Origin of the sequence: Bradyrhizobium canariense (assembly GCF_018130465.1) — a bacterium.
In the GTDB taxonomy this organism is placed as follows: Bacteria; Pseudomonadota; Alphaproteobacteria; order Rhizobiales; family Xanthobacteraceae; genus Bradyrhizobium; species Bradyrhizobium canariense_C.
In genome coordinates this window covers 400,585-424,357 of sequence record NZ_JAFCKJ010000004.1, presented here as the reverse complement: position 1 = coordinate 424,357, position 23,773 = coordinate 400,585, and the positions used below count along the sequence as shown (strand labels likewise).

16 protein-coding genes are annotated in these 23,773 nt (G+C 64.6%); 6 read left to right on the top strand and 10 right to left on the bottom strand.

Going from position 1 to position 23,773, the window contains the following annotated elements:
* The first annotated feature begins 148 nt into the window (after positions 1–148).
* Positions 149–1,930, top strand: coding sequence for an outer membrane beta-barrel protein (locus JQ591_RS15325; protein ID WP_211396830.1), 1,782 nt, complete (start codon positions 149–151; stop codon positions 1,928–1,930).
* An 11-nt stretch (positions 1,931–1,941) separates the two neighbouring features.
* Positions 1,942–2,208 (top strand): hypothetical protein, encoded by a 267-nt coding sequence (locus JQ591_RS15320; protein WP_211396829.1) that lies wholly within the window; start codon positions 1,942–1,944, stop codon positions 2,206–2,208.
* 161 nt (positions 2,209–2,369) lie between these two features.
* On the opposite strand, the gene JQ591_RS15315 is transcribed toward JQ591_RS15320, so the two are convergent.
* The gene (locus JQ591_RS15315; RefSeq protein ID WP_211396828.1) at positions 2,370–3,821 is read right to left on the bottom strand and encodes a glutamate synthase subunit beta; all 1,452 of its coding nucleotides are present in this window, start codon (positions 3,819–3,821) and stop codon (positions 2,370–2,372) included.
* 144 nt (positions 3,822–3,965) lie between these two features.
* The gene (gene gltB / locus JQ591_RS15310; RefSeq protein ID WP_211396827.1) at positions 3,966–8,699 is read right to left on the bottom strand and encodes a glutamate synthase large subunit; all 4,734 of its coding nucleotides are present in this window, start codon (positions 8,697–8,699) and stop codon (positions 3,966–3,968) included.
* A gap of 492 nt (positions 8,700–9,191) precedes the next feature.
* Between gltB and JQ591_RS15305 the strand changes: the two genes are divergently transcribed.
* Positions 9,192–9,971: a hypothetical protein gene (locus JQ591_RS15305; protein WP_211396826.1), complete on the top strand. Its 780-nt coding sequence runs from the start codon at positions 9,192–9,194 to the stop codon at positions 9,969–9,971.
* 244 nt (positions 9,972–10,215) lie between these two features.
* Here the strand turns inward: JQ591_RS15305 and JQ591_RS15300 are convergent, their stop codons facing one another.
* Together JQ591_RS15300 and JQ591_RS15295 are read right to left on the bottom strand one after the other, a co-directional pair.
* Positions 10,216–10,986 carry an alpha/beta fold hydrolase gene (locus JQ591_RS15300; protein ID WP_211396825.1) on the bottom strand — a complete coding sequence of 257 codons (771 nt, stop codon included), beginning with the start codon at positions 10,984–10,986 and terminating at the stop codon, positions 10,216–10,218.
* A gap of 202 nt (positions 10,987–11,188) precedes the next feature.
* Positions 11,189–11,650: an Hsp20 family protein gene (locus tag JQ591_RS15295; protein ID WP_211396824.1), complete on the bottom strand. Its 462-nt coding sequence runs from the start codon at positions 11,648–11,650 to the stop codon at positions 11,189–11,191.
* A gap of 219 nt (positions 11,651–11,869) precedes the next feature.
* Between JQ591_RS15295 and JQ591_RS15290 the strand changes: the two genes are divergently transcribed.
* On the top strand, positions 11,870–12,817 hold the full coding sequence (locus JQ591_RS15290; protein WP_211396823.1) for an alpha/beta fold hydrolase: 948 nt from the start codon (positions 11,870–11,872) through the stop codon (positions 12,815–12,817).
* Between the two features lie 153 nt (positions 12,818–12,970).
* Here JQ591_RS15290 and JQ591_RS15285 read toward each other — a convergent pair whose 3' ends face one another.
* Positions 12,971–15,766: a di-heme-cytochrome C peroxidase gene (locus tag JQ591_RS15285; RefSeq protein ID WP_211396822.1), complete on the bottom strand. Its 2,796-nt coding sequence runs from the start codon at positions 15,764–15,766 to the stop codon at positions 12,971–12,973.
* A gap of 175 nt (positions 15,767–15,941) precedes the next feature.
* On the bottom strand, positions 15,942–17,738 hold the full coding sequence (locus tag JQ591_RS15280; protein WP_211396821.1) for an adenylate/guanylate cyclase domain-containing protein: 1,797 nt from the start codon (positions 17,736–17,738) through the stop codon (positions 15,942–15,944).
* Between the two features lie 247 nt (positions 17,739–17,985).
* Between JQ591_RS15280 and JQ591_RS15275 the strand changes: the two genes are divergently transcribed.
* Positions 17,986–18,618, top strand: a complete 633-nt coding sequence (locus JQ591_RS15275; RefSeq protein ID WP_211396820.1) for a LysE family translocator — start codon at positions 17,986–17,988, stop codon at positions 18,616–18,618.
* A gap of 6 nt (positions 18,619–18,624) precedes the next feature.
* Here the strand turns inward: JQ591_RS15275 and JQ591_RS15270 are convergent, their stop codons facing one another.
* On the bottom strand, positions 18,625–19,377 hold the full coding sequence (locus tag JQ591_RS15270) for a sulfite exporter TauE/SafE family protein (protein WP_211396819.1): 753 nt from the start codon (positions 19,375–19,377) through the stop codon (positions 18,625–18,627).
* A gap of 89 nt (positions 19,378–19,466) precedes the next feature.
* On the opposite strand from JQ591_RS15270, the gene JQ591_RS15265 reads away from it, so the two are divergent.
* Positions 19,467–20,357 carry a LysR substrate-binding domain-containing protein gene (locus JQ591_RS15265; protein WP_211396818.1) on the top strand — a complete coding sequence of 297 codons (891 nt, stop codon included), beginning with the start codon at positions 19,467–19,469 and terminating at the stop codon, positions 20,355–20,357.
* A gap of 104 nt (positions 20,358–20,461) precedes the next feature.
* On the opposite strand, the gene JQ591_RS15260 is transcribed toward JQ591_RS15265, so the two are convergent.
* From JQ591_RS15260 to JQ591_RS15250, 3 genes are all read right to left on the bottom strand, one after another.
* On the bottom strand, positions 20,462–21,427 hold the full coding sequence (locus tag JQ591_RS15260) for a Bug family tripartite tricarboxylate transporter substrate binding protein (protein WP_211396817.1): 966 nt from the start codon (positions 21,425–21,427) through the stop codon (positions 20,462–20,464).
* 18 nt (positions 21,428–21,445) lie between these two features.
* Positions 21,446–22,228, bottom strand: coding sequence for a histidinol-phosphatase (gene hisN / locus JQ591_RS15255; protein WP_211396816.1), 783 nt, complete (start codon positions 22,226–22,228; stop codon positions 21,446–21,448).
* 532 nt (positions 22,229–22,760) lie between these two features.
* A complete protein-coding gene (locus tag JQ591_RS15250; protein WP_211396815.1) occupies positions 22,761–23,651 on the bottom strand; it encodes an N-formylglutamate amidohydrolase in 891 nt (296 codons plus the stop codon).
* Between the last annotated feature and the right edge of the window lie 122 nt (positions 23,652–23,773).

Genomic DNA, 23,773 nt, shown 5'->3' with positions numbered 1-23,773 from the left:
TTAGCACGCCACGGCCTTCCATGCGACGAGGCCGCCCCAGCCCTCAACCGGTCGTTAACCATAATTGTTTTAACTCCATTAACGATGGTTCCCGCCAGTCGGCGGGGACAATCGCGAAAGTATTTGATTTCGTTGGAGTTCTTCCATCGTGGGGTCGTCTCCAGGCACGAGCCGGAGCAAACGCGCGCATTTCCTGCGCGCAGCTTTGCCGTGCTTTGCGCTGACGGTCCTCGGAAGCGCCCCCGCGGCCGCCCAGAGCCTCACTCCCGACCTGTTCAGTCCCAACCGCGGCGGGTTCGCCTCGCCCGACACGCTGCCGACGCGCCGCACCGCGGGCGTGCCGCAGGCACCGTCGGATGCACTGCCGACGCTGCCCGATCCCAATGCCGATTTGCGCAAGCGCCAGCAGACGCCGGCGCGCCCAGGCCAAAACCCGATCAGCCAAAACCCGACCAACCAAAACCCGACCAACAAGGTCCCGATCTACGGCCTGCCCGCCGCCAATGGCGCCAGCGCCTCCGGCTACGATTCGCTCAACCGCAAGCGACAGCAGCCAAAGTTTTATCCCGGACAGCCGAAGCCGAAGCGCCCTGTCGGACCCGGCTCGCCGGTGCCGCCGGCAACGCCGGAGCGGACGCTCGGCCCGCCGCGCATCGCGCCGCCGCCCTCCGAGACCGCGCACAAGACACCGGTGCCGCCGGCGATGGCCGGCAACGTGCCCGGCCAGCCGCTGCGCCGCCGCCTCAAGCTCGACGAGGATTCGTTCGGCGCGGTCGGCGACTATGCCGGCAGCTTCCTGATCAAGGGCGGGCTCGAGCTCTCGACCGGTTACGACACCAATCCGGCGCGTCTGAACAAGCCGGTCGGCTCGCCGGCCTATGTGGTCGCGCCCGATCTCGTCGTGGCGTCTGACTGGGAGCGCCACGCGCTGGTCGCCGATCTGCGCGGCTCGTTCTCGGGCTACACCAACAACATGCCGGCGACGATCGACGGCTTTGCCTCGCCTTCGCCGGTCGAGGTTGACCGCCCCGACTTCAACGGCCATGTCGACGGCCGCATCGACGTCAATCGCGATCTCAAGCTGACCACGCAGCTGCGCCTGCGGCTCGCCACCGACAATCCCGGCAGCCCGAACGTGCAGGCCGGTCTGCAGAAATATCCTGTTTACGCCACCTATGGCACGACGGTCGGCTTCGACCAGACCTTCAACCGCTTCCAGGTCGCGGCCGGCGCCACGGTGGATCGCACCGCCTACACCAACTCCAAGCTCACCGACGGCTCGACCTTTAGCAACGACGACCGCGACTTCAACCAGTATGGCGGCGTGGGGCGCTTCTCCTACGAGCTCAAGCCGGGCCTGAAGCCGTTCGTCGAAATCCAGGGCGACACCCGCGTCCACGACCAGGCGGCGGACCGCAACGGCTTCTTCCGCGATTCAAACGGCGGCTACGCCAAGGTCGGCTCGTCCTTCGAGTTCTCGCGCATCCTCACCGGCGAGGTCTCGGTCGGCTATTCCGCGCGCAACTACGTCGACCCGCGCCTCAGCCAGCTCGCTGGCTTCCTCACCTCGGGCTCGCTGATCTGGAATGCGAGCGGCCTGACCACGGTGAAATTCGCCACCGACACGCAGATCGCCGAGACCACCATCCCCGGCTCGTCCGGCGTGCTGGTGCACACCTACGCCGCCGAAGTCGATCACGATTTCCGCCGCTGGCTTACGGCAGTGGGCAAGTTCACCTACGGCACCTACGACTACCAGGGCCAGAATCGCAACGACAAGACCTACTCGTTCGAAAGCAATCTGATCTACAAGCTCAACCGCAACATCTGGATCAAGGGCACGCTCCGCCACGACATTCTGGATTCGAACCAGGCGGGGTCAAGCTCGCAGGGCACGGTGGTGATGCTAGGGGTGAGGCTGCAGAATTGAGGGAGGCCGCCGTGGCAGCTCGAATTACTTTAGACATCAATTCGGTCGGTGAATTCGAGCTATGGCTCAATCCCGAAGGCCGCGACCTTCTCGTCAAAAAACTGCTCGCCCTGAGTGAGACCAACGAACATTTTCACTTAATGCCAAGTGAAGTAGCATCGGACGTTGAAGTTTCGACGCGTCCCTATCGACCGAACGACAAGCTTCTCGAATACGGTAAGGTGCTGTTCCGGCTTGACGAGTGGGACGCACAGCACTTTCCGCACGTCTTGGGCTGAGGCCCGCCGCCCTCGCCACCCACTCCGCTGTCATGCCCCGCGAAGGCGGGGCATCCAGTACGCCGCGGCTTCTCAGTAGATCACAACTGTCTCGGAATACTGGATCGCCCGCTTTCGCGGGCGATGGCACCGTTTTGTAAATCTGGCAGCGAGCCAAGCAATTACCGCGGCAGATCCGTCTTCCCCATCAGGAACGTATCGATCGACCGCGCACACAGCCGGCCCTCGCGGATGGCCCAGACCACCAGCGATTGGCCACGGCGCATGTCGCCGGCCGTGAACACGTTCGGGCGCGAGGTCTGGTAGTCGAGTGTGTTGGCCTTGACGTTGCCGCGCGGGTCGAGCTCAACCGAGAGCGTCTTGAGCAGGCCCTCGTGCACGGGATGGACGAAGCCCATCGCGAGCAGGACGAGGTTGGCATCGAGCTCGAACTCGGTGCCGGCAATCGGCTTGAACTTGTCGTCGACGCGGACGCAGTGCAGCTTCTTGACCTGGCCGTTCTCGCCCGAAAACTTCTGCGTCAGCACGGCGAATTCGCGGATCGCGCCTTCGGCCTGGCTCGAGGACGTCCGCATCTTCAGCGGCCAGTTCGGCCAGGTCAGTCCCTTGTTCTCGTGCTCCGGCGGAGCGGGCATGATCTCGAGCTGGGTCACGGAGAGCGCGCCCTGGCGCAGCGAGGTGCCGATGCAGTCGGATCCGGTGTCGCCGCCGCCGATGACGACGACATGCTTGCCGCCGGCCAAAATCTCCTGGACGCCATTCAGCGGCTCGCTGGAGACGCGGCGGTTCTGCTGCGGCAGGAAGTCCATGGCGTAGTGGATGCCGCCAAGATCGCGGCCGGGGATCGGCAGGTCGCGCGGGGCTTCCGCACCACCGGTCAGTGCCACGGCATCGTACTCGTTGAGCATCTCGCGCGGATCGATATTGCCGTCGACACCGACATGGCTGTTGTAGCGGAAGGTGACGCCTTCGCCTTCCATCTGCCTGACGCGACGGTCGATGACGCCCTTCTCCATCTTGAAGTCGGGGATGCCGTAACGCAGCAGTCCGCCGGCCTTGGCGAACTTTTCGAACAGATGCACGTCGTGCCCGGCGCGCGCGAGCTGCTGCGCGCAGGCCATGCCGGCCGGACCCGAGCCGATCACCGCGACCTTCTTGCCGGTCTTCACGGCCGCCACTTCCGGCTTTAGCCAGCCATTATCCCAGGCGCGGTCGACGATCGCGCATTCGATGGTCTTGATGGTGACGGGGTTGTCGTCGATGTTGAGCGTGCAGGAGGCTTCACACGGCGCCGGGCAGATGCGTCCCGTGAACTCCGGGAAATTGTTGGTCGAGTGCAGATTGCGCGAGGCCTCTTCCCAGTTGCCCTGGTAGACGAGGTCGTTCCAGTCCGGGATCTGGTTGTTGACCGGGCAGCCCGGCGTGCCGGGCGCGACCGAGCCGGTGCCGTGGCAATAGGGAATGCCGCAGTTCATGCAGCGCGCGGCCTGGTCGCGCGTTTCCTTCTCGGACAAGGGAACGACGAACTCGCTGTAATGCTTCACACGCTCGGCAGCCGGGGTGTACTTGCGGTCATGCCGTTCGATTTCGAGAAAACCCGTGATCTTGCCCATTAAACCCGAAGTCCCTGCCGCTTAAATTCGTTCTGTTTCTTTCTCGTCGTCATTGCGAGGAGCGAAGCGACGAAGCAATCCAGTCCGCATCAGAGGAGAAAGTCTGGGTTGCTTCGCTACGCTCGCAATGACGGGGTGTGATGCTCAAGCCCCGATCGCGATTTTCGGCTCGGCGTCCGCGTTGGCTGCCATTTCGCGCAGCGCGCGCCGGTACTCGACCGGCATCACCTTGCGGAATTTGGGCAGCCAGTCTTTCCAGTTGGCCAGGATCTCGGCGGCGCGCCTGGAGCCGGTCGCCTTGGCATGACGCGTGATCAGGACGTGCAGCCGCTCGACGTCGGAGGCGAGCAGGTCCTTGAACACGTCGACCCGGCCATGCGCCTCGAGGTCACCGGAGTGGTGATAGGTGCCGGCGTTGATCAGCTCTTCCGACAGCACCGGCTCGAGCTCGACCATCGCCATGTTGCACAGCTTCTCGAAATCGCCGGTCTCGTCCAGCACATAGGCGATGCCGCCGGACATGCCGGCCGCGAAGTTGCGCCCGGTCTTGCCGAGCACGACCACGATGCCGCCGGTCATGTATTCGCAGCAATGGTCGCCCGCGCCCTCGACCACCGCCACGGCACCGGAATTGCGCACGGCAAAACGCTCGCCGGCGATGCCGCGGAAGTAGCACTCGCCTTGAATGGCGCCGTACATCACGGTGTTGCCGACGATGATGCTCTCTTCCGGCACGATGGCGCTGTTGGCCGGCGGCTTGACGATGATCTTGCCGCCCGAAAGGCCCTTGCCGACATAGTCGTTGGCTTCGCCTTCGAGCTCGAAGGTGACGCCTTGCGCCAGCCACGCACCGAAGGCCTGGCCGGCGGTGCCCTTGAGGCTGACATGGATGGTCTCATGCGGCAGGCCGGCATGGCCGTAGATCTTGGCGATCGCACCCGACAGCATAGCGCCCGCGGAGCGATTGGTGCTGTTGATCTTGGCCTCGATCTTCACCGGCGCACCCCGGTCGAGCGCAGGCGTCGCCTGCTCGATCAGCGTGCGATCGAGCACCGCTTCCAGATGATGGTTCTGGCGCTCGGAGTGATAGATCTTCTGGCCCTTCTCTTCCTTCTGCTTGACGAACAGTTTTGAGAAGTCGAGCCCCTTGGCCTTCCAGTGCGCGACCAGCTTGGTCTGGTCGAGCAGCTGCACCTGGCCGATCATCTCGTTGAAGCTGCGGAAGCCGAGCGAGGCCATGATCTCGCGGACTTCCTCGGCGACGAAGAAGAAGTAGTTGATCACATGCTCGGGCTGGCCGGTGAAGCGCTTGCGCAGGACCGGGTCCTGGGTCGCGACGCCGACCGGGCAGGTGTTGAGATGGCACTTGCGCATCATGATGCAGCCGGCTGCGATCAAGGGCGCGGTGGCGAAGCCGAACTCGTCGGCGCCGAGCAGCGCGCCGATCACGACGTCACGCCCGGTGCGGAAACCGCCGTCGACCTGGACCACGATGCGGCTGCGCAGCCGCTCGCGCACCAGCGTCTGGTGGGTTTCGGCGAGGCCGATCTCCCACGGTGAGCCGGCGTGCTTGATCGAGGTCAGCGGCGAAGCGCCGGTGCCGCCCTCGAAGCCCGCGATGGTGACATGGTCGGCACGCGCCTTGGCGACGCCCGCGGCCACCGTGCCGACGCCGATCTCCGAGACGAGCTTGACCGAGACGTCGCCCGTCGGGTTGACGTTCTTGAGGTCGTAGATGAGCTGCGCCAGATCCTCGATCGAGTAGATGTCGTGATGCGGCGGCGGCGAGATCAGGCCGACGCCCGGCGTCGAATGCCGGACTTTTGCGATGGTCGCGTCGACCTTGTGGCCGGGCAGCTGGCCGCCTTCGCCGGGCTTTGCGCCCTGCGCCATCTTGATCTGCATCATGTCGGAGTTGACGAGATACTCCGTGGTGACGCCGAAGCGGCCCGACGCGACCTGCTTGATCGCCGAGCGCATGCTGTCGCCATTCGGCAGCGGCTTGAAGCGGTCGGATTCCTCGCCGCCTTCGCCGGTGTTCGACTTGCCGCCGATCCGGTTCATGGCGATCGCCAGCGTGGTGTGCGCCTCGCGCGAGATCGAGCCGAAGCTCATCGCGCCGGTGGCGAAACGCCTGACGATGTCCTTGGCCGACTCGACCTGGTCGAGTGGCACCGGCTTGCGCTTCTCTTCGTCCGCGCTCTTGATCCGGAACAGGCCGCGCAGCGTCAGGAGACGCTCCGACTGCTCGTTGAGGATCTTCGCGAAAGCGCGGTAGCGTTCCAGCGAATTGCCGCGGGCGGCGTGCTGGAGCAGCCCCACCGACTCGGCGGTCCATGCATGGTCCTCGCCGCGGCTGCGATAGGCGTATTCGCCGCCGACATCGAGCGAGGTCTTGTAGACGAGAGCGTCGCCGAACGCGTCGGCGTGGCGGCGCACCGCCTCTTCGGCGATCTCGCCAAGACCGACGCCTTCGACGCGGGTGTGCGTGCCGGCGAAGAACTTCGCGACGAAATCAGCCTTCAGGCCGACGGCGTCGAAGATCTGCGCGCCGCAATAGGACTGGTAGGTCGAGATGCCCATCTTGGACATCACCTTGAGCAGGCCCTTGCCGATCGACTTGATGTAGCGCTTGACGATCTCGTAGTCGTCGAGCGAGCCGGGCAGGCGGTCCTTCATCGCGATGATGGTCTCGAACGCCAGATACGGATTGATCGCTTCCGCGCCGTAGCCGGCCAGACAGGCGAAGTGATGCACTTCGCGCGGCTCGCCGGATTCTACGACGAGGCCGACCGAGGTGCGCAATCCCGTGCGGATAAGATGATGATGCACGGCGGCGCAGGCGAGCAGCGACGGGATCGGAACCCGGTCGGTGCCGACCATGCGGTCGGACAGGATGATGATGTTGACGCCCTCGCGCACCGCGCTCTCGGCGCGCGCGCAGAGCTCATCCAGCACCTGGTCCATGCCGGCCGCGCCGAGGCCGGCGTGGAAAGTGGTGTCCAGCGTGCGCGACTTGAAGTGCGACTCAGCGACGTCGGAGATCGAGCGGATCTTCTCGAGGTCCGCGTCGGTCAGGATCGGCTGGCGCGCTTCGAGGCGCTTGGTGGTGGCAAGGCCTTGCAGGTCGAACAGGTTCGGCCGCGGTCCGATGATGGAGACGAGGCTCATCACCAGCTCCTCGCGGATCGGGTCGATCGGCGGGTTGGTGACCTGCGCAAAGTTCTGCTTGAAGTAGGTGAACAGCGGCTTGGCCTTGTCCGACAGCGCCGAGATCGGCGTGTCGTTGCCCATCGAGCCTGCGGCTTCCTCGCCGGTGGAGGCCATCGGCGTCATCAGGATGGTGATGTCTTCCTGGCTGTAGCCGAACGCCTGCTGGCGATCGAGCAGCGACAGGTTGGAGCGTACGCCGGTGGTCGGCACCTTCGGCAGCTCTTCCAGCACGATCTGGGTCCGCTCCAGCCACTCCGTGTAGGGATGGCTCCTGGCGAGCTCGGCCTTGATCTCGTCGTCGGGGATGAGGCGGCCCTGCTCGAGGTCGACCAGCAGCATCTTGCCGGGCTGCAAGCGCCACTTGGTGATGATCTGGTCCTCGGGAATCGTCAGCACGCCCATCTCGGACGCCATCACGATGCGGTCGTCCTTGGTGACAAGATAGCGCGCGGGCCGAAGGCCGTTGCGGTCGAGCGTGGCACCGATCTGGCGGCCGTCGGTGAAGGCGATCGCGGCGGGGCCGTCCCACGGCTCCATCAGGGCTGCATGATATTCGTAGAAGGCGCGGCGCTTCTCATCCATCAAGGGATTGCCGGCCCACGCCTCCGGAATCATCATCATGACGGCGTGCGGCAGCGAGTAGCCGCCCTGCACCAGGAATTCGAGCGCGTTGTCGAAGCAGGCGGTGTCCGACTGGCCTTCGTAGGAGATCGGCCAGAGCCGGTTGATGTCCTTGCCGTACAGCTCGGAGCTCACCGAGGCCTGGCGCGCCGCCATCCAGTTGGTGTTGCCGCGCAGCGTGTTGATCTCGCCGTTATGCGCGATCATGCGGTAGGGATGCGCCAGCGACCACGCCGGGAAGGTGTTGGTCGAGAAACGCTGGTGAACAAGCGCCAGCGCGCTCTCGAAATCCTTCTCGTGCAAATCGGGATAGTACTTGCCGAGCTGGTCGGCGAGGAACATGCCCTTGTAGATCACGGTGCGGCAGGACATCGAGCACGGATAATAGCCGGCGAGGCCGCGGTCGCGGCGCTGATAGATCGCCTGCGAGATCGACTTGCGCAGGATGTAGAGCCGGCGCTCGAAATCGTCCTCGGTCTTGGCGGTGCCGTTGCGGCCGATGAACACCTGCATGCAGGCGGGCTCGGTCGGCTTCACGGTGACGCCGAGCGAGGAATTGTCAGTCGGCACGTCGCGCCAGCCGAGCAGCGTCAGGCCTTCTTCCTTGATCTGGTCGGCGATGATGCTCTTGATGACGTTGCGCCAAGCGGTGTCGCGCGGCATGAACAGCGCGCCGATGGCGTATTCGCCCGGATTGGGCAGCGCGAAGCCGAGCTCTTTCGTCTTGCGGCTGAAGAAAGCATGCGGGATCTGCACCAGAATGCCGGCGCCGTCACCGGCGCGCGGGTCGGCGCCGACGGCGCCGCGATGCTCGAGGTTGCAGAGGATGCTGAGCGCGTCCGCAACGATCTCGTGCGATTTTTTGCCCCTGATGTTGGCGATGAAGCCGACGCCGCAGGAATCCTTTTCCAGGCTCGGATCGTAGAGGCCTACGGCCGGCGGGCGTGAATTGTGTTCCTGAATCGGATCGGTCGTTTTCGAGGCGACCGTCGCCGACAGTTGTTCTGCCACGATGTTTCCGCGCTCGACTTGCGACCCGTTCATGTCCTCGTCCTCTCCATGCGGCAAGCTGCCTCACCGCCATCTTCGGCGCACCTTGGGCGTCCCGCGGCACCCGCTTCTGGGTCACCGCTCGTCCGCTAGCGAGCCGCATTTTCTTAAATTCAGGCCAAGGCGTTCTTCGTCCCCGAGAACGGCTTTGCCTGTTGCCTTCTTGGCGCTCGAGAGCACCGACTTTCGTTGCAATCCCTATGCCGGAACCGCAAGCGAAATTGAGACAGTCTTCCTGTCCTAACCATCACCTTGCCAAATTTTTGTCTATCACACAAGCGCGTGCAAGTCCCGATTCCCGATATGTCAATCAATCGCTTTCCGAAAGTTGCGCGGCCCCGGTTTTGAAGCAAACGCGCCCTGATCCGGCCCTGTGGACGCCGAAATCGCGAATGAAGCTTCGGATGGCCCCTTCGGAAGTCGCGTCACGCCGCCAGAAGCGAAAGAGCGCGAGCCAATCGGGAGCCTGACAGGAGCGTCTCGACCATGAAGTTTTTCACAGGATGTGTGGCCGCGGCCACGCTGGTGCTGGCTGCGACCGCGGCTCAAGCGCAGGTTTTTGCGCAAGTTCCGGCGAACGGTATCGGGAGCGGGGCCGCTATTGCGGTGTCGGATTTCGACGGACCCTATGCGCCATCGGACGCCGCGCCGCCACCGCCGCCGCGTTACGGCCAAGGCTACGGCTATGGCTATGGCTATGAAGAACGCGGGCCGGCCCCAGTGCTGCTGCCATCGATCGAGGTCTACGCGGTGCTGCGCGAAAACGGCTTCTCTCCGCTGGGCATCCCGCGCCTGCGCGGCAGCGTCTACACCATCGCGGTGATCGACCGCCGCGGCGAGGACGGTCGGCTGGTGATCGATGCCCGCGACGGAAGAGTTTTGCGCTTCATGCCAACCAGGGATGCGTACGGCATGGCGCCCGGCTACGAGGAGCCTGCTGTTGCGCCTTATCGCCCGCAAAGCGCGCTGCCGCCACCGACATTAGTCCGCAGCGGCCCGCCGCGCCCGCCGGCCCCGATCCCGCATGTCGCCAGCCGCTCCGTACCGCTTCCCAAGGCCGCCCCGCCGCGCGGCGAGGCGCCCGTCGCCGCCGCCAAGCCGGCCGAGCCTGCGACGCAGCAGGCCCAGGCGCAGCAGGCGGCCGCCGTGCAGGCAAAGCCCGCCGAGGTCGCAGCGCAAGCCGCGGCACCCACCGTCGGTCAAGCCAAACCGGCGGCGGCGATCCTGCCGACCCAGGATATGCCGGCCGCGCAGGGGCTGGATTAGCAAGCTGCTCGCGTGATGCGACTGCGCTCACCACATTTTCGGTGTCGTCCTGGCGAAGGCCAGGACCCATACCGCGAGGTCTATCGGCGGCAGTCGGTGCGAGTACCGGACGACGGGTCTTCGCCAAACTCCTCCCTGGGGTAATGGGTCCTGGCTTTTGCCAGGACGACGGCGGGGAGCGAGTTGAGCAAAACAAAAAAGCGCCCGAAAATTTCGGGCGCTTTTTTCATGGGGCAATCGCTGCTCAACTTCGCCCGTACCCCGCCGCTTCCAGGATCAAATTCGCCACTTCCTTCGGGTGCGACACCAGCGAGAGGTGGCCGGCATCGAGCTCGATCGTGGTTGCGTTCATGCGCTTGGCGAGGAAGCGCTCGAGATCGGGATTGATGGTGTAGTCGTTCTTCGACACCGCGTACCAGCTCGGCTTGGAATGCCATGCCGCCTCCGTGGTGCGACCGGCGAAGATCGAGGCGGCCGTCGGCCATTGCACGGCGTAAAGCTCCTTGGCCTGCTCCGGCTTAACGCCATTGGCAAAATACTTCAGGAAGGCGTCTTCCGAGAGCTTGGTGTAACCGTCGCGCTCGACGACGCCGGCGCGTGCCGGTCCCGCCGGAAACTGCTTCGACAGCGCGACAAAATCCTCGTTGGCATCGGGCGCACGTGCGGCGACATAGACGAGGCCGCTGACCTTCGGGTCGGTGCCGACCTCGCTGATCACGGTGCCGCCCCAGGAATGCGCGACCAGCACCGTCGGACCATCCTGTTCGGCCAGCACGCGCCTGGTCGCCTCGACGGAGTCCGCAAGCGACGACAGCGGATTTTGCACGGCCGTCACGTGCAGGCCCGCGGCCTGGAGGATCGGGATCACCTCCGACCAGCTCGAGCCGTCGGCCCAGGCGCCGTGCACCAGCACGACGTTCTTGGCCTTCACGGTCGGCGGCGTCTGCGCGTGAGCAAGGCTGAGAGGGGCCGCCAGCAGGCCCGCGGCGACGAAAAGGCTGCGCCAGAAAGTCATGATCGTGCTCCGTCTTGTTTTGGGTTCGGTATCCAAAAGACGAGGCGCGGGGCGGCGGTGTTACGCCATTTCACCGCTCTGTGATGCGGTGCAAAAACGATCCAAACTAAAGGTGTCGTCCTGGCGAAAGCCAGGACGACAGCGAGAAAAAACGCCCCGGGGCACCGGGGCGTTTTCGCAACCTGGAAGTGGCGGACGTGATTTACGCGGCTACCGAGTTCTCGATCACCTGTGCGCCTTGCGCACCGGTGTTGATCGCGATCTGGCGCGGCTTCTTCGCCTCGGGAATCTCGCGCACGAGGTCGACGTGAAGCAGCCCGTTCTCGAGCGAGGCGTTCTTCACCTGCACGAAGTCGGCAAGCTGGAACGCACGCTCGAAGGCACGCGCGGCGATGCCGCGGTAGAGCACTTCGGCCTTCGAGTTCTCGTTGGCGACTTTCTCGCCCTTGATCGTCAGCGTGTTTTCCTTCGCGACGATGGAGAGCTCATCCTTGGCAAAGCCCGAAACCGCAACGGTGATGCGGTAGTCGTTCTCGCCAGTACGCTCGATATTATAGGGGGGATAACCCGGGCTGCCGTCCGAACCGGCCTGGTCGAGCAGGCTGAAGAGGCGGTCGAAGCCGACGGTGGAACGATAGAAGGGGGTGAGGTCGTACGTACGCATGGTCAAGTCCTCCATTGAGCGACTGTTGGTAACCCGCCCGCCTATCGGGCCGGGCTTTAGTCTGTGTGCAGCCTGATGTTCCGGATCCGAAACACTGGTAGCGGCCTGCACCATGGTGATATGGGTTCAGGGGAACGGCGTTCAAGAGGGCGGAAGCAGCGCCTTTTCGGCGCTCCCGCCCCCTGATTTGCAGCACTTTGCGCCCAAGCACTTCCAATCATGACGCTGGTCTCGATACCGTCCAATCCCGTTCCCGAAGACGTCGTCAGCGGTACCATCAAGACCCCTGATGGCGTCGAGCTGCGCTTTGCGCGCTGGGCGCCGCCGGCGAACCGCAAGGGCACGGTCTGCGTCTTCACGGGACGCAGCGAGCAGATCGAGAAATATTTCGAGACCGTGCGCGACCTGCGCGATCGCGGCTTTGCGGTGGCCATGATCGACTGGCGCGGGCAGGGCCACTCCTCGCGCCGCCTGCGCGATCCGCGCAAGGGCTATGTCCGCGACTTCGCCGATTTCGAGATCGACGTCGAGACCTTCGTGCAGCAGGTGGTGCTGCCGGATTGCCCGCCGCCCTTCTTCGCGCTCGCCCACTCCATGGGCGGCACCGTGATGCTGCGGGTGGCGCATGCGGGCAAGCGCTGGTTCGACCGCATGGTGCTGTCTGCGCCGATGATCGACCTGCCGGGCCGTGCCACCTCGTTTCCGGCGCGGACGCTGCTGAAGACGATGCGCGTGTTGGGGATGGGCGGCAGCTATGTTCCCGGCGGCACCGACCAGATCACCGGGCTCAATCCCTTCATCAACAATCCGCTGACCAGCGATCCCGTGCGCTATGCGCGCAATGCCGCGATCCTGGAGGAGGATCCGACCCTCGGGCTCGCGTCACCGACGGTCGCCTGGGCCGATACCGCCTTCCGCGCGATGAACACCTTCAGGGGCAAGAACTACCCGTCCGAGATCCGTCAGCCGATCCTGATGCTGGCGGCCTCCAGCGACACCGTGGTCTCGACCGCGGCGATCGAGGAGTTCGCCTATCATTTGCGCGCCGGCTCCCATCTCGTGATCGCCGGCGCCAAGCACGAGATTCTCCAGGAGCAGGACCGCTACCGTTCCCAATTCTGGGCAGCCTTCGACGCCTTCGTGCCGGGCACGCCGCTGTTCAAGTGAGGAGGCGGGATATGCCCCCTCGCTTCGCTAGCAGCTAGACTCGCGGAGAGATTCTCATTCTTCGTCATTGCGGCGTGGATGCATTCCTGCCTCCGCCCGCATCCGCCTTCGCTGAGGCTTCGGCGGACGAGAGCGGCGAGGTGAACCGGCAGCTCACAGCGTCTTCAGGTACTCGATCAGGTCCTTGCGCTCTTCGTCTTCCAGCTGGCGGCCGACGACGCCCTTCTTGTAGGGCGGCCCCTTGCCTTCGAACGAATGACCGAGATTGCTGTTGCCGTTGATCTCGGTGCCGTCGGGCCAGGTGGTCGAGAACTGCGTTTCTCCGGTCTTGCAGCGCTCGCCCTCGACGACGGCGAAGCCGACCAATGTCGGATCGTAGTCGCGGCTACCCATGCAGAATTTCTTCGGCCGTTCGGATGCAGGCCGCAGCATCCAGTCCAGCGAGGGCACCGAGCCGTTGTGGAGATAGGGCGCGGTGGCCCAGACGCCGTTGAGCGGGCGCGCGCGATACCAGGGGCCGGGCTCATTGGGATCCGGCGGTTGCGGCCCGGGATTGGGACAATTGGCGCGCTCGCCCCACCAACGCTTCTGCTCGTCGGGCGGGATTTGAGCGTCATTCATCGCCTTGCGGCCGACGATGTCGACGATCGCCATCAGCCCGACCGAGTAGGGCATTTCAGTCGAGGTCGCGGCCGGCAGGTTGGTGCATTTCCACTGGTCCTTGAGGATGCGTGTCGGATCCAGGTCGAGGAAGCCCGGCACCGAGACCGTCCGCTTCTCCAAAACCTTGGCCTGGGCGGAATCCGTCCCCATGCCCGTGACGCTCTTCTGGATCGGGTTGAGCACCATCTCGTCGCCGATGCGCTCCCAGCGCGGCGACGACCACACGCTCTCCTGCGGAAACTCCTTGTCGAACTCGGGATCGTTGACGGGACCGAGGTGGCACTCCACGCATATCTTTGCGTAGAGCTTGCGGCCGCTCTTGACGCGGTCCGGATTGATCTTCCAGTCGTCGCCGAGGATTTGCGAAGGCCATTTCGGCGAGGTCAGTCCGCCGAGCTTCTTCTGCGCGTAGGGATTGGGGCCTGCCAGCAGGCTCTCGATCCAGTGCAGATTGGTGACATCGGTCGAGGACCGATAGAGCCTGTCCTTGGGATAGGCGTCGGACAGGTTGAACAGCGCCGTCACGCCGAGGGCCTCGCCGGCGTTGCGGATCAACGGCTGTTCGATCGAGGCGTCATACTGCGCGAATTTGAGCCACGGCACGGTCCAGATCGGAGGAAAGCTGACCGGCGCGTCCTGGGCATGCAGGTTCTTCTCGAATCCCTTGACCCCGCTGAGCGCGAAATCCTGCGAGAACACCTGGTTGCCGATGCGATTGAGCGCATCGAGACGGCCGAAGCCTTCTTCCGTGTCCTTTTGCCACTTGCCGTCCCAGGTCTTCTTGCCGGCGATCGTCTTGTCATAACCCTTTTGCCAGTCGAGCAGGAATGTGAGGGTCGCCTTGAGGCTCTGCTTGAGCGCATTGCGATCGGCGTCGCTCGCATCGGGGCCGAGCACGCGGTCGGCGAACCGCTTGAAGCGGAACGGCACGTAAAGCGTGTAGGCGATCGAGAGCCCGGTCACGCTTTCGAGCTTTTTCAAATCGGTCATGGCCGGGCCGCCGTCGAAGCGTACGTCCACGCCCTTGTAGCGAACGTGCCCGGTGTGGCAGGCGGCGCAGGTCAGCCCGATCTTGTCTTCCTCGCGCCGGCCGGTCGCGGGATCGACGACGCCCGTCATCCGCGCGAAGCCGACCGGAAGGCCGTCGACATTCTCGACCGGCGTCCAATCGGTCGACACACTCGGCGGCTTGGTCGTGTCGTAGACATTGGCAAAGCCGAAGCTTCGCAACGTGGTTGCGTCGGTCTTGATGGATTGCGGGCTCGGGATGAAGCCGAAGCGCTCGAGATAGGCGCTGTCCTTCACCAGGCCGGGGCGTGAGAACAGGCGAAGACGAGGCTGCTCCAGCGCCATGAACCAGGTGTAGGGCACCGGAAAGGTCGCGGTGCCCTGGCTGGTGTGGTGAAACCAGTACCGGTCCTCCAGCGACCAGTTCTGCTCGAGCCAGAAGGCTGCCGTCGTCTCCGGGAGTTTTGGCAGAGGCGGCGGCAGCACCTGCGCGACGATTCCCTTCTGCGGCAGCATGGCGCGGACCTGATCGGGGAATTCGGCGACCGCGACCAGGGCGAGGAGACCGGCGGCGAACAGGAACGCGATGATTCCGAGCGCCCAGCGAAACCTGAGCGCGCAGGCTGACAGCAGCGGCTGCGACACGATCCGCTGGTTGATACGGTCAGGGAATTGGCGCTCGTTGAACAGCGTGCGCACGTCTGCGATGCTGAGATAGCGATCCTTGCCCGTGCCCTTGCCGATGATCTTCAGCACGATGGGCCACTCGAACTGCATCAGCAGCGGGTAGTACCAGCGCGCGGCGCTGCCCGCGCGCTTGAGGTTCTCGTGCATGAAGGTCTTGATTTCGGCGGCGTTGATGCCGGGCTCGCTGCTGCCGGTGTCCGGATCGGTGTAGGTCCGGCCGAAGCTCTGCAGGCGCGCGATCTCGTCCTCGTTGACCTTGCCGTCGACGCCGAGAATGCGCGAACCGGCGCCGAGCTTGTCGAGGGGGCCGCCGCGCAGTGCATCGAGCTGAGGACCGGACCAGATGCTCTTCAGGATATGGCTGAAGCCGTTGGCGATGGTGGCAATGCCGCGGACCTGGATGCGGGCCGACACCTTTTTCAGCCCGGTCTCGCCGCTCGCATTCGCGATGGTCTGCGACAGCGTGTTGAGCGGGACGGTGCCGCCATCAACAAAACCTTCGCCGACGAGGCCGCGCAGGAATGGACAGGGATTGTTCGGCGAGACCTGGATCGAGGGGTCGAAGGGGGGCTTCGAAGCGGAGTCATGCATGGCCCAAAATCCTGAAAACGGCGAATCGTGAAATACAGACGCGGCGATAGAGCGCGGAAAGTCCTAACAAACCGACAGCACGTTATACTACTTCAGCGTGTAGCGAAGTGTGGCGGAATTCACTGTCGTGTCAAGAAAGGCAGAGGGGAAATTGCCGCGTGGCCGCGGCCGGACTTCAGGATTCGGCGACGCGTTTGACGTCGCTCTGGACCAGGGTCAGCTTGGCGAGCGGCACACCCGCATTCAAAAGTCCGTCGCGGTAATGGGCGAGGTCCTCGGGCCGCTTCCAGTGGAAATTGCGCAAATGACGGTCGACATTCAGGGTCGGGTAGTTGCCCATGAGCACGCGGGTCGCCTCGATCGCCTCGCCGGCCCGTCCCAATTGCGCCAGCGCCGCGGCGCGGATCGCCAGCGCCTGCAAATGGTTCGGGTTGACGTAGAGCTGTTCTCGGGCCCATGACAGGGTCGCGTCATATTGGCCCAGCAGATAGTGGCTGAAGGCGTTCAGCGCGGCCCATTGGTAGCGCGGATCGCTGTTGTCGCGCTGTGCGGCCATTGAGAACAGCTCGATCGCTTCGCGGTGCTCGCCGATGACGAAATGGCAGATGCCCAGCACGCCGCGCGCGCCGTTGTCGTAGGGGTTGAGCGCGACCGCGCGCTTGGCGGCGTCCATCGCGGCCTCGTAATGTCCCTCCAGCGCGTGGGTCCAGGACAGGATCGAGAACGCAAATGACGAGCGCGGATCGAGCCGGACGCTGGTTTCGGCAAGCTTCATCGCCTCGGCCCACATCTCGCGCGTGCCCTTGACCCAACCGAAGTGGATGCTCTGGATCTGGATCGTGGCGAGATAGGCGTGTGCAATCGACAGCTTGGGCTCGAGCCTGATGGCCTCCCGGAACAGGTCGACGGCCGTGGCCAGGTCTTCCTTGGTTTGCCGATAATAGTGCGACAGCCCTTTGAGGAAGCGGTCCCAGGCGGTCACGTCGGTCGAGAGCCGCGCCGGCGCCGAGGCCTCGGCCCGGACGATCTCGGTGGCGATGGCGGCGGACAGGTTGGTGGTGATCTCGTCCTGCATCGCGAAGAGATCGCCGATGTCGCGGTCGTAGCGGCCGGTCCAGAGCTGCTCGCCGGTCTCCGGCGCGACCAGCTCGGCGGTGACACGGATCTTGGCTCCGGCGCGCCGCACCGAACCCTGGATCAGATAGGTGGCGTCGATCTCCCGCGCGATCAGGCGGGTGCTGACGTTGTTGCCCTTGAACACGAAGGTCGAGTTGCGGCTCAGCACGCGATAGAAGGATTGCAGCGACAGCGCGTGGATCAAATCCTCGGTCAGGCCGTCGGAGAAATACTCGTCCTGGGCGTCGCTGAGATTGGCGAAGGGCAGCACGCCGACGATCGCTGTGCGGTACTGCTGCGAGAGGGCGGACGCCTCCCTCAGCGCGGGCGCAAGCGCCGGTGCGCCCTCGGGCGTCCAGGTCCAGACCCCGATCGGATCCTTGATGTTCTTGAAGCGGTGGTTGCCGGCATCGACCAGCGGCACGGTGAGATGCTTGCACGCCTCCCTGTAGGCCTTGGCCGAGATCGCGAAGCCGCCGGGACTCGCTACCGACTCCAGGCGGACGGCAATGTTGACATCGTCACCGAAGACCTCGTCCTCGTCGGCGATGACGTCACCCATGTGGATGCCGAGGCGGAACTGCATGGCGCGATCGGCGGGCAGATGGTGATTGCGCTCCGCCATCAGCGTCTGCATCGCGATCGCGGCCTCGGTGGCGCCGACGATCGAGGGGAATTCCAGCAGGAAGCCGTCGCCGGTGTTCTTCACGACGCGGCCGCCGTGATTGAGGATGATGGGGTGGATCGCGCTACGATGGGCCTTGAAGGCGGCATGGGTGCCGGCCTCATCAGTGCCCATCATGCGCGAATAGCCGGCGACATCGGCGCAGACGATGGCGGCCAGACGTCTTTCCATATTCCGGGGCTCCAAGAGACTAGCAAGAGACTTGGAAGGGATCGAGAACCGGCCACGGCGTGGCAGTTGCCTCGAATCCCGCATTTCAAGAACCCTTCCTTTATAGAGCAGATGAGGCCGAGCGAAAGTATGATCCGCATTGCAAATTCAAGGTAAATCCTCAGCAATCCCGGCGGTGGACGGGGACGAGCGAACCCATTAAGCCGACCTCTGAGGGCGACGGTTGGGCGTCGGAGGCACGTCACACATGCTGGGCATTCACGAAATCTGGCTCTTCGTCCTGTCGGGCGTGCTGCTCAACATCACGCCGGGGCCTGATACGGTCTATGTGATCGGCCGCAGCATGCAGATGGGCTGGCGAGGTGGTGCCGCGGCTGCGCTGGGCATCAGTTGCGGCTGCTTTTTCCATGTCGCGGGCGCGGCGATCGGCCTTTCGGCCCTGCTGATGGCCTCATCGACCGCGTTCTCGATCCTGAAGCTGGTCGGAGCGGCCTATCTCGTCGTCATCGGGCTTCAGATGCTGTGGTCGCGCCCGGTGCCGGCCGCAGCCATCGACGAGCCGGTGCGGAGCTCGCTGCGGCGGGTTTTCCTCCAAGGCGTCTTCACCAACGCGCTCAATCCCAAGGTCGCGCTGTTCTTCCTGGCCTTCCTGCCGCAATTCGTCGCAGCCGACTCGGCGCACAAGCCGCTCGCCTTCCTGACGCTTGGCCTGATCTTCATCTGCACGGGAACGCTGTGGTGCCTGGTGCTGGCGGCGTTCGCGGCAAAGGCCGCCCACCGCTTGCGGACCTCCGAGGGCGCGGTCGCCTGGGTCAACCGTGCCCTCGGCAGCCTCTTCATCTATCTCGGCATCCGCGTCGCCATGCTGGAGACGCGGTAACTTCTCTTACGCGAATTCCTTCAGCAGCGCGCTGCCGGCGAGATAAAGGCCGAGCAGGACCATCGCGATCAGGAACCAGCGGCGAAACGCTTCCGCCGGCATCCGCGCCCGCACCGACTGGCCGATGAACATGCCGGCAAAGGCGCAGGCCATGCCCACGGCGCCCGGCACCGCATTGGCCGGCGTCAGCAATCCGCCCGCGGTGAGGTTGAAGGCGAGCGCCAGTGTCGCTGTCGTGAAGAACACGCCGAGCGCCTGCACCAGCTCGTCCTTCTCCATGCCGATCGCCTGCATGAACGGCATCGAGGGGATCACCTGCACGCCGGTCGAGGCCGAGATCACGCCGGTGACCACGCCGACCACGCCGCCGACCCATTTCTCGTTCCGTGGCGCGACGCGGAACTGGAATTTGTTCAGGCCGATGATCGCGTAGATGACCAGGAGTACGCCGAGCACGATCGTGCCGTAGCGCGCATGCGGGCCGGTGAGCGCGCCGGCATTGAGCCAGCACCCGATCACGGTGCCGATCATCAGCGGCCACAGCCGCCTCAGGATGTCGCGCAGATGGGGGCCGACGAAAGTCTGCCAGATGTTGGTGACGATGGCGGGCACGATCACGATGGCGATCGCGCGGCTGGGCGCCATGCTCACCGCGAGCAGGCCCATGGACACCGTCGGCAGGCCGAGCCCGACCACGCCCTTGACGAATCCGGCGATCAGGAAGACGGCGGCGATGAGAATGAGGAGCGGGTCGATCATATCTGCACATTGACCGATGCCGCGCGCCGGCACAATCTGTAGGTTACGGAGAAAGCCTTCGTCTGGAACGAAGGCTGAAGGGACCCGCGATGCGCTTCGACCTCGTCGACCTCCAGCTGTTCATCGCGGTCGCCGACCAGCGCAGCATCACCCGCGGCGCGGAGCGGTCGCATCTGGCGCTGGCCTCGGCCAGTGCCCGCATCAAGGGGCTGGAGGATGCGCTCGGCGTCGCGCTGCTCAAGCGCGGGCGCCGCGGCGTTGAGCTGACCGCGGCCGGCGAGAGCCTGCTCGATCATGCCCGTCTCGTCATTCACCAGATCGACGCCATGCGCGGCGATCTCGCGGGCTTTGCCAGCGGCGTGCGCGCGAGCGTGCATTTCCTGGTCAACACTTCGGGGCTGTCGGAGCATCTGCCAAAGGCGCTGGCCGGCTTCCTGCACGAGCATCGTGATATCGCCGTCGACATCGAGGAGCGCGAGAGCACCGACATCGCGGCCGCGATCACCGCCGGTGCCGCCGATCTCGGATTCGCCGCCGAGCACGCGCTGCCCGATCACATCGAGCGCTTCGTCTTCAGCGAGGATCATTTGACGTTGGTGACGTCGCGGCGCGGCCCGTTCGCGGGCCGCCGCCAGATCGATTTCCAGGAGGCCGGCAGTTGCGACTTCGTCGGGCTGACCAGCGCCACCGCGCTTCAGATGCATATTTCGAAGCACGCCGCCCGGCTCGGCTTGCGGCCGCATTACCGCGCGCGCATGCGCGATTTCGATGCGATCTGCCAGATGGTCGCCGCCGACGTCGGCGTCGCCCTGGTGCCGATCTCCGCCGCCCGCCGCTGCGCCAAGCTGATGCCGCTCGCCATGGTCCGCCTGCGCGATGCCTGGGCCAACCGCAAACTCGTGATCTGCGCGCGAAGCTTCAAGACGCTGCCGCGCCCGGCGAAGATGCTGGTGGAGCATTTGCGGGCAGAGGCGGTGTGAGCGAGCGTGTTGATATGAGCCTCCGGCGTGGTCGCGAACTCAACTGCGCTCCCACCCCCGCAAGGGGGGAGGGAACGCAGCGGAGCTTGCGGCCGCGTCGGGTGCTACTTCGCCGTCTCGACCCCGGCGTCCTTGATCACCTTCGCCCATTTCTTTGTCTCGTCCGCGATGAACTGACGAAAATGCTCCGGCTCATCTCCGACCAGCGTTGCGCCCTGGGCGGCGAGCTTTTCCTTCACCGCGGGATCCGCCATCGCCTTGGTGGCGAGACCATGCAGGGCTGCGACGATCTCCTTCGGCGTGCCCTTCGGCGCGACCATGCCGTACCAGTTCTCGATGCGCAGGTCCGCAAAGCCCGCTTCCGCGGTGGTCGGCACGTCAGGCGCCGTCGGGGCGCGCTCGGCCGAGCCGACTGCGATCGGCCGCAGGGCGCCCGCCTTGACCTGCGGCAGCAGCACGGGGAGATCCAGGAACGTCATCTGCACCTGCTGGCCCAGCAGATCGTTCACGGCCGGCGCCGCGCCGCGATAGGGCACGTGCACGATGTCGATCTTGGCCGTCAGCTTGAACAATTCGCCGGCGAGATGCGGCAGGCTGCCGGGTCCGGAGGACGCGAAGTTGAGTTTTCCCGGCTGCGCCTTGGCGAGCGCGATCAATTCGGCGATGTCTTTCGCGGGCAAATTGGTGGCGACCACCAACATTTCCGGCACGGTTGCGACCAGCGTCACCGGCGTGAGGTCGTTGAGCGTATCGTAGGCGACCCTCTCCATGCTCGGGCTGATCGCCAGCGCGCCGGCGCTGGAGATCGCGATGGTGTAGCCGTCAGGTGCAGCCTTGGAGACGGCATCGGTGCCGAGCACGCCGCCCTGGCCGCCGCGATTGTCGATCAGCACCGGCTGTCCCGACAGCTCCGACATGCGCTGGCCGATCACTCTCGCGATGATGTCGTTGGGGCCGCCGGCCGGGAACGGCACGATCAGCTTGATCGGCTTGGCCGGGAAATTCTGGGCGGAGGCGAGGGTGGGAAACAGAAGCAGGCTTGCGAGGAAGAGCTTACGCCAGTTTTTCATACAAGCCTCTTGGGTCGCCTATCCGTTGAGCAGTTTCAGTGCTTCTTCGTGAACCCTGGCGTCGCCGGCCGCGACGATGCGGCCGCCGCCCTGCGCCGGCTTGCCCTCCCAGGTGGTGACGACGCCGCCGGCGCCGGTCACGATCGGGATCAGGGCGGCGATATCGTAGGGCTTCAGCTCGGTCTCGACCACGAGATCGACGTGACCTGCCGCCAGCATGCAATAGGAGTAGCAGTCGCCGCCATAGCGCGACAGCCGCGCGCTCTTTTCGATACGGCCGAAGATGGCGCGGTCGCGCTCGTTCATCAGCAGCGGGCTGGTGGTGTAGGTCGTCGCCTCCGTCAGCGAAGCACAGCGGCGGACCTGGAGCCGGCGCTCGCCGGAGGGGCCTTTATAATGGGCCGAGCCGCTGTCGCCGGAAAAGCGTTCGCCGATGAAGGGCTGGTGCATCATGCCGTACACCGGCGTGCCCTTGTGCAGCAACGCGATCAGCGTGCCCCAGATCGGAAAGCCGCCGATGAAGGATTTGGTGCCGTCGATGGGGTCGAGCACCCAGACATAGTCCGAATCCTCGCGCTCGTTGCCGAATTCCTCGCCGACGATGCCGTGCTGGGGAAAGTTGGCCTTGATCAGACGCCGCATCACCGCCTCCGCGGCGCGGTCGGCCTCGGTCACGGGGTCGAAATCCTTGGTCTTGCTCTTGTCCTCGATCGACAGCGAGGTGCGGAAGAACGGCAGGATGGTTTCGCCGGAGGCGGTGGCGAGCCGTCCGATGAAGGCGGAGAAATCGATCACCGTCACGGCGTGTCCTCAAAAACGAAAGTCGGGTGAAGCTCACTCCTGCCTAGCTCAAATCGGAAGGATCGTGCAGCGCTGTCTTGCTTTTGCACCCTGGTATTTTGGATGCCGGAAGTGGGCGCCTCATCAAAGTCATGCGCTGGCCAAAAATCGATCATTGAGTTGAAACCTTAGTTCCGATTTTGCCTTGTTCGTATGCAAATGACTATCAACCCATTGAATTTCCTTATCAAAGGAACTGAATCTGGGTTTCTCTGGAAGCAACTGAGCCATGTCCGTTTTGCATGGGAAACGGCTCAAAAGCCCTTGCGCTTTGTGCGTCGCGGCCGCATATTGTTGCGGTGCGGTAGCGCTCTGCGTTACCGCTGCCCTCCTTGGGCGTTTCCTCCCTAGACTTGGGCCGCTTCTTCATAAGAAGCGGCCCTTTTTTCTTTCAGCCTCTAATTTCTTTCAGCCTTGGCTTTCATTTCAATGCGCGTCGCGAAACGCGTTCGCGCTGATCGCACACAACACAATCGTTCGAAAAACGTCGCGCCTATTCCGCCGCGGCCTGGAACGGGCCGAGATCGCCGAACGGGACCGTGGTCGCCAGCACGTCGGCGAGCACGCCGAAGTCCGACGCCACGCGCGCAAAGCGCGGACTGCGCTCGCGCCGCCGCTCGTCCATGTAGATCGCGCGGTTGAGCTCGAGCTGCACGGCGTGCAGGCCACTGGCCGGGTTGCCGTAATGCTCGGTGATGAAGCCGCCGGCATAGGGCTTGTTACGGCCGATCGAATAGCCGAGCCCGGTCATGGTCTCCTCGACCCGGTCGGGCAATAGCGGCGTGCAGCTCGTGCCGTAGCGGTCGCCGATCACGATGTCGGGTCGGCGCGGCTCGTCGCGGGAGACGCCGACCGAGGGCATCGAATGGCAGTCCACCAGCACCACGGTGCCGAACATCTGGTGCACCTTGTTGATCAGCCGGCGCAGCGCGCGATGGTAGGGCTTGTACAGCGTCTCGATCCGCCCCAACGCGTCGTCGACCAGGATGCGGTCGCGATAGATTTCCTGGCCGTCGCCGACCACGCGCGGAATGGTGCCGAGGCCGCCGGCAACCCGCATCGAGCGGGTGTTGGCAAAGCTCGGCAGGCGCCCTGTGAACATCCGGGGATCGAGCTCGTAGGGCTCGCGATTGACGTCGACATAGGAGCGCGGAAAGTGGACCCGCACGGTCGGAAAGCCGCGGTCGCTGAGATGGCCGATCAGCTCGTCCATGAAGGAATCTTCGGAACGCCGCAGCGTCGGCAGGTCGATCCTGGACGCCGCGAGAAATTCGTCCGGATAGGTCGAGCCGGAATGGGGCGAGTTGAAGATGACAGGCGCGCGCCATTGCGCGGGCTCAACGATCTCGAAGGCTGGCGACTTGTCGCCGTCAAACCGGGTCATCTTCTCAGGCTTCGTCCCTTGGTGTCAGGCGCCGCACGATCCGGCAAGCCCGGCACGGGCCTCAACGCATTGATTCGGCCGATCGAGCGGCTCTTATGTGTCGTCATTGTCCGGAATCGCAA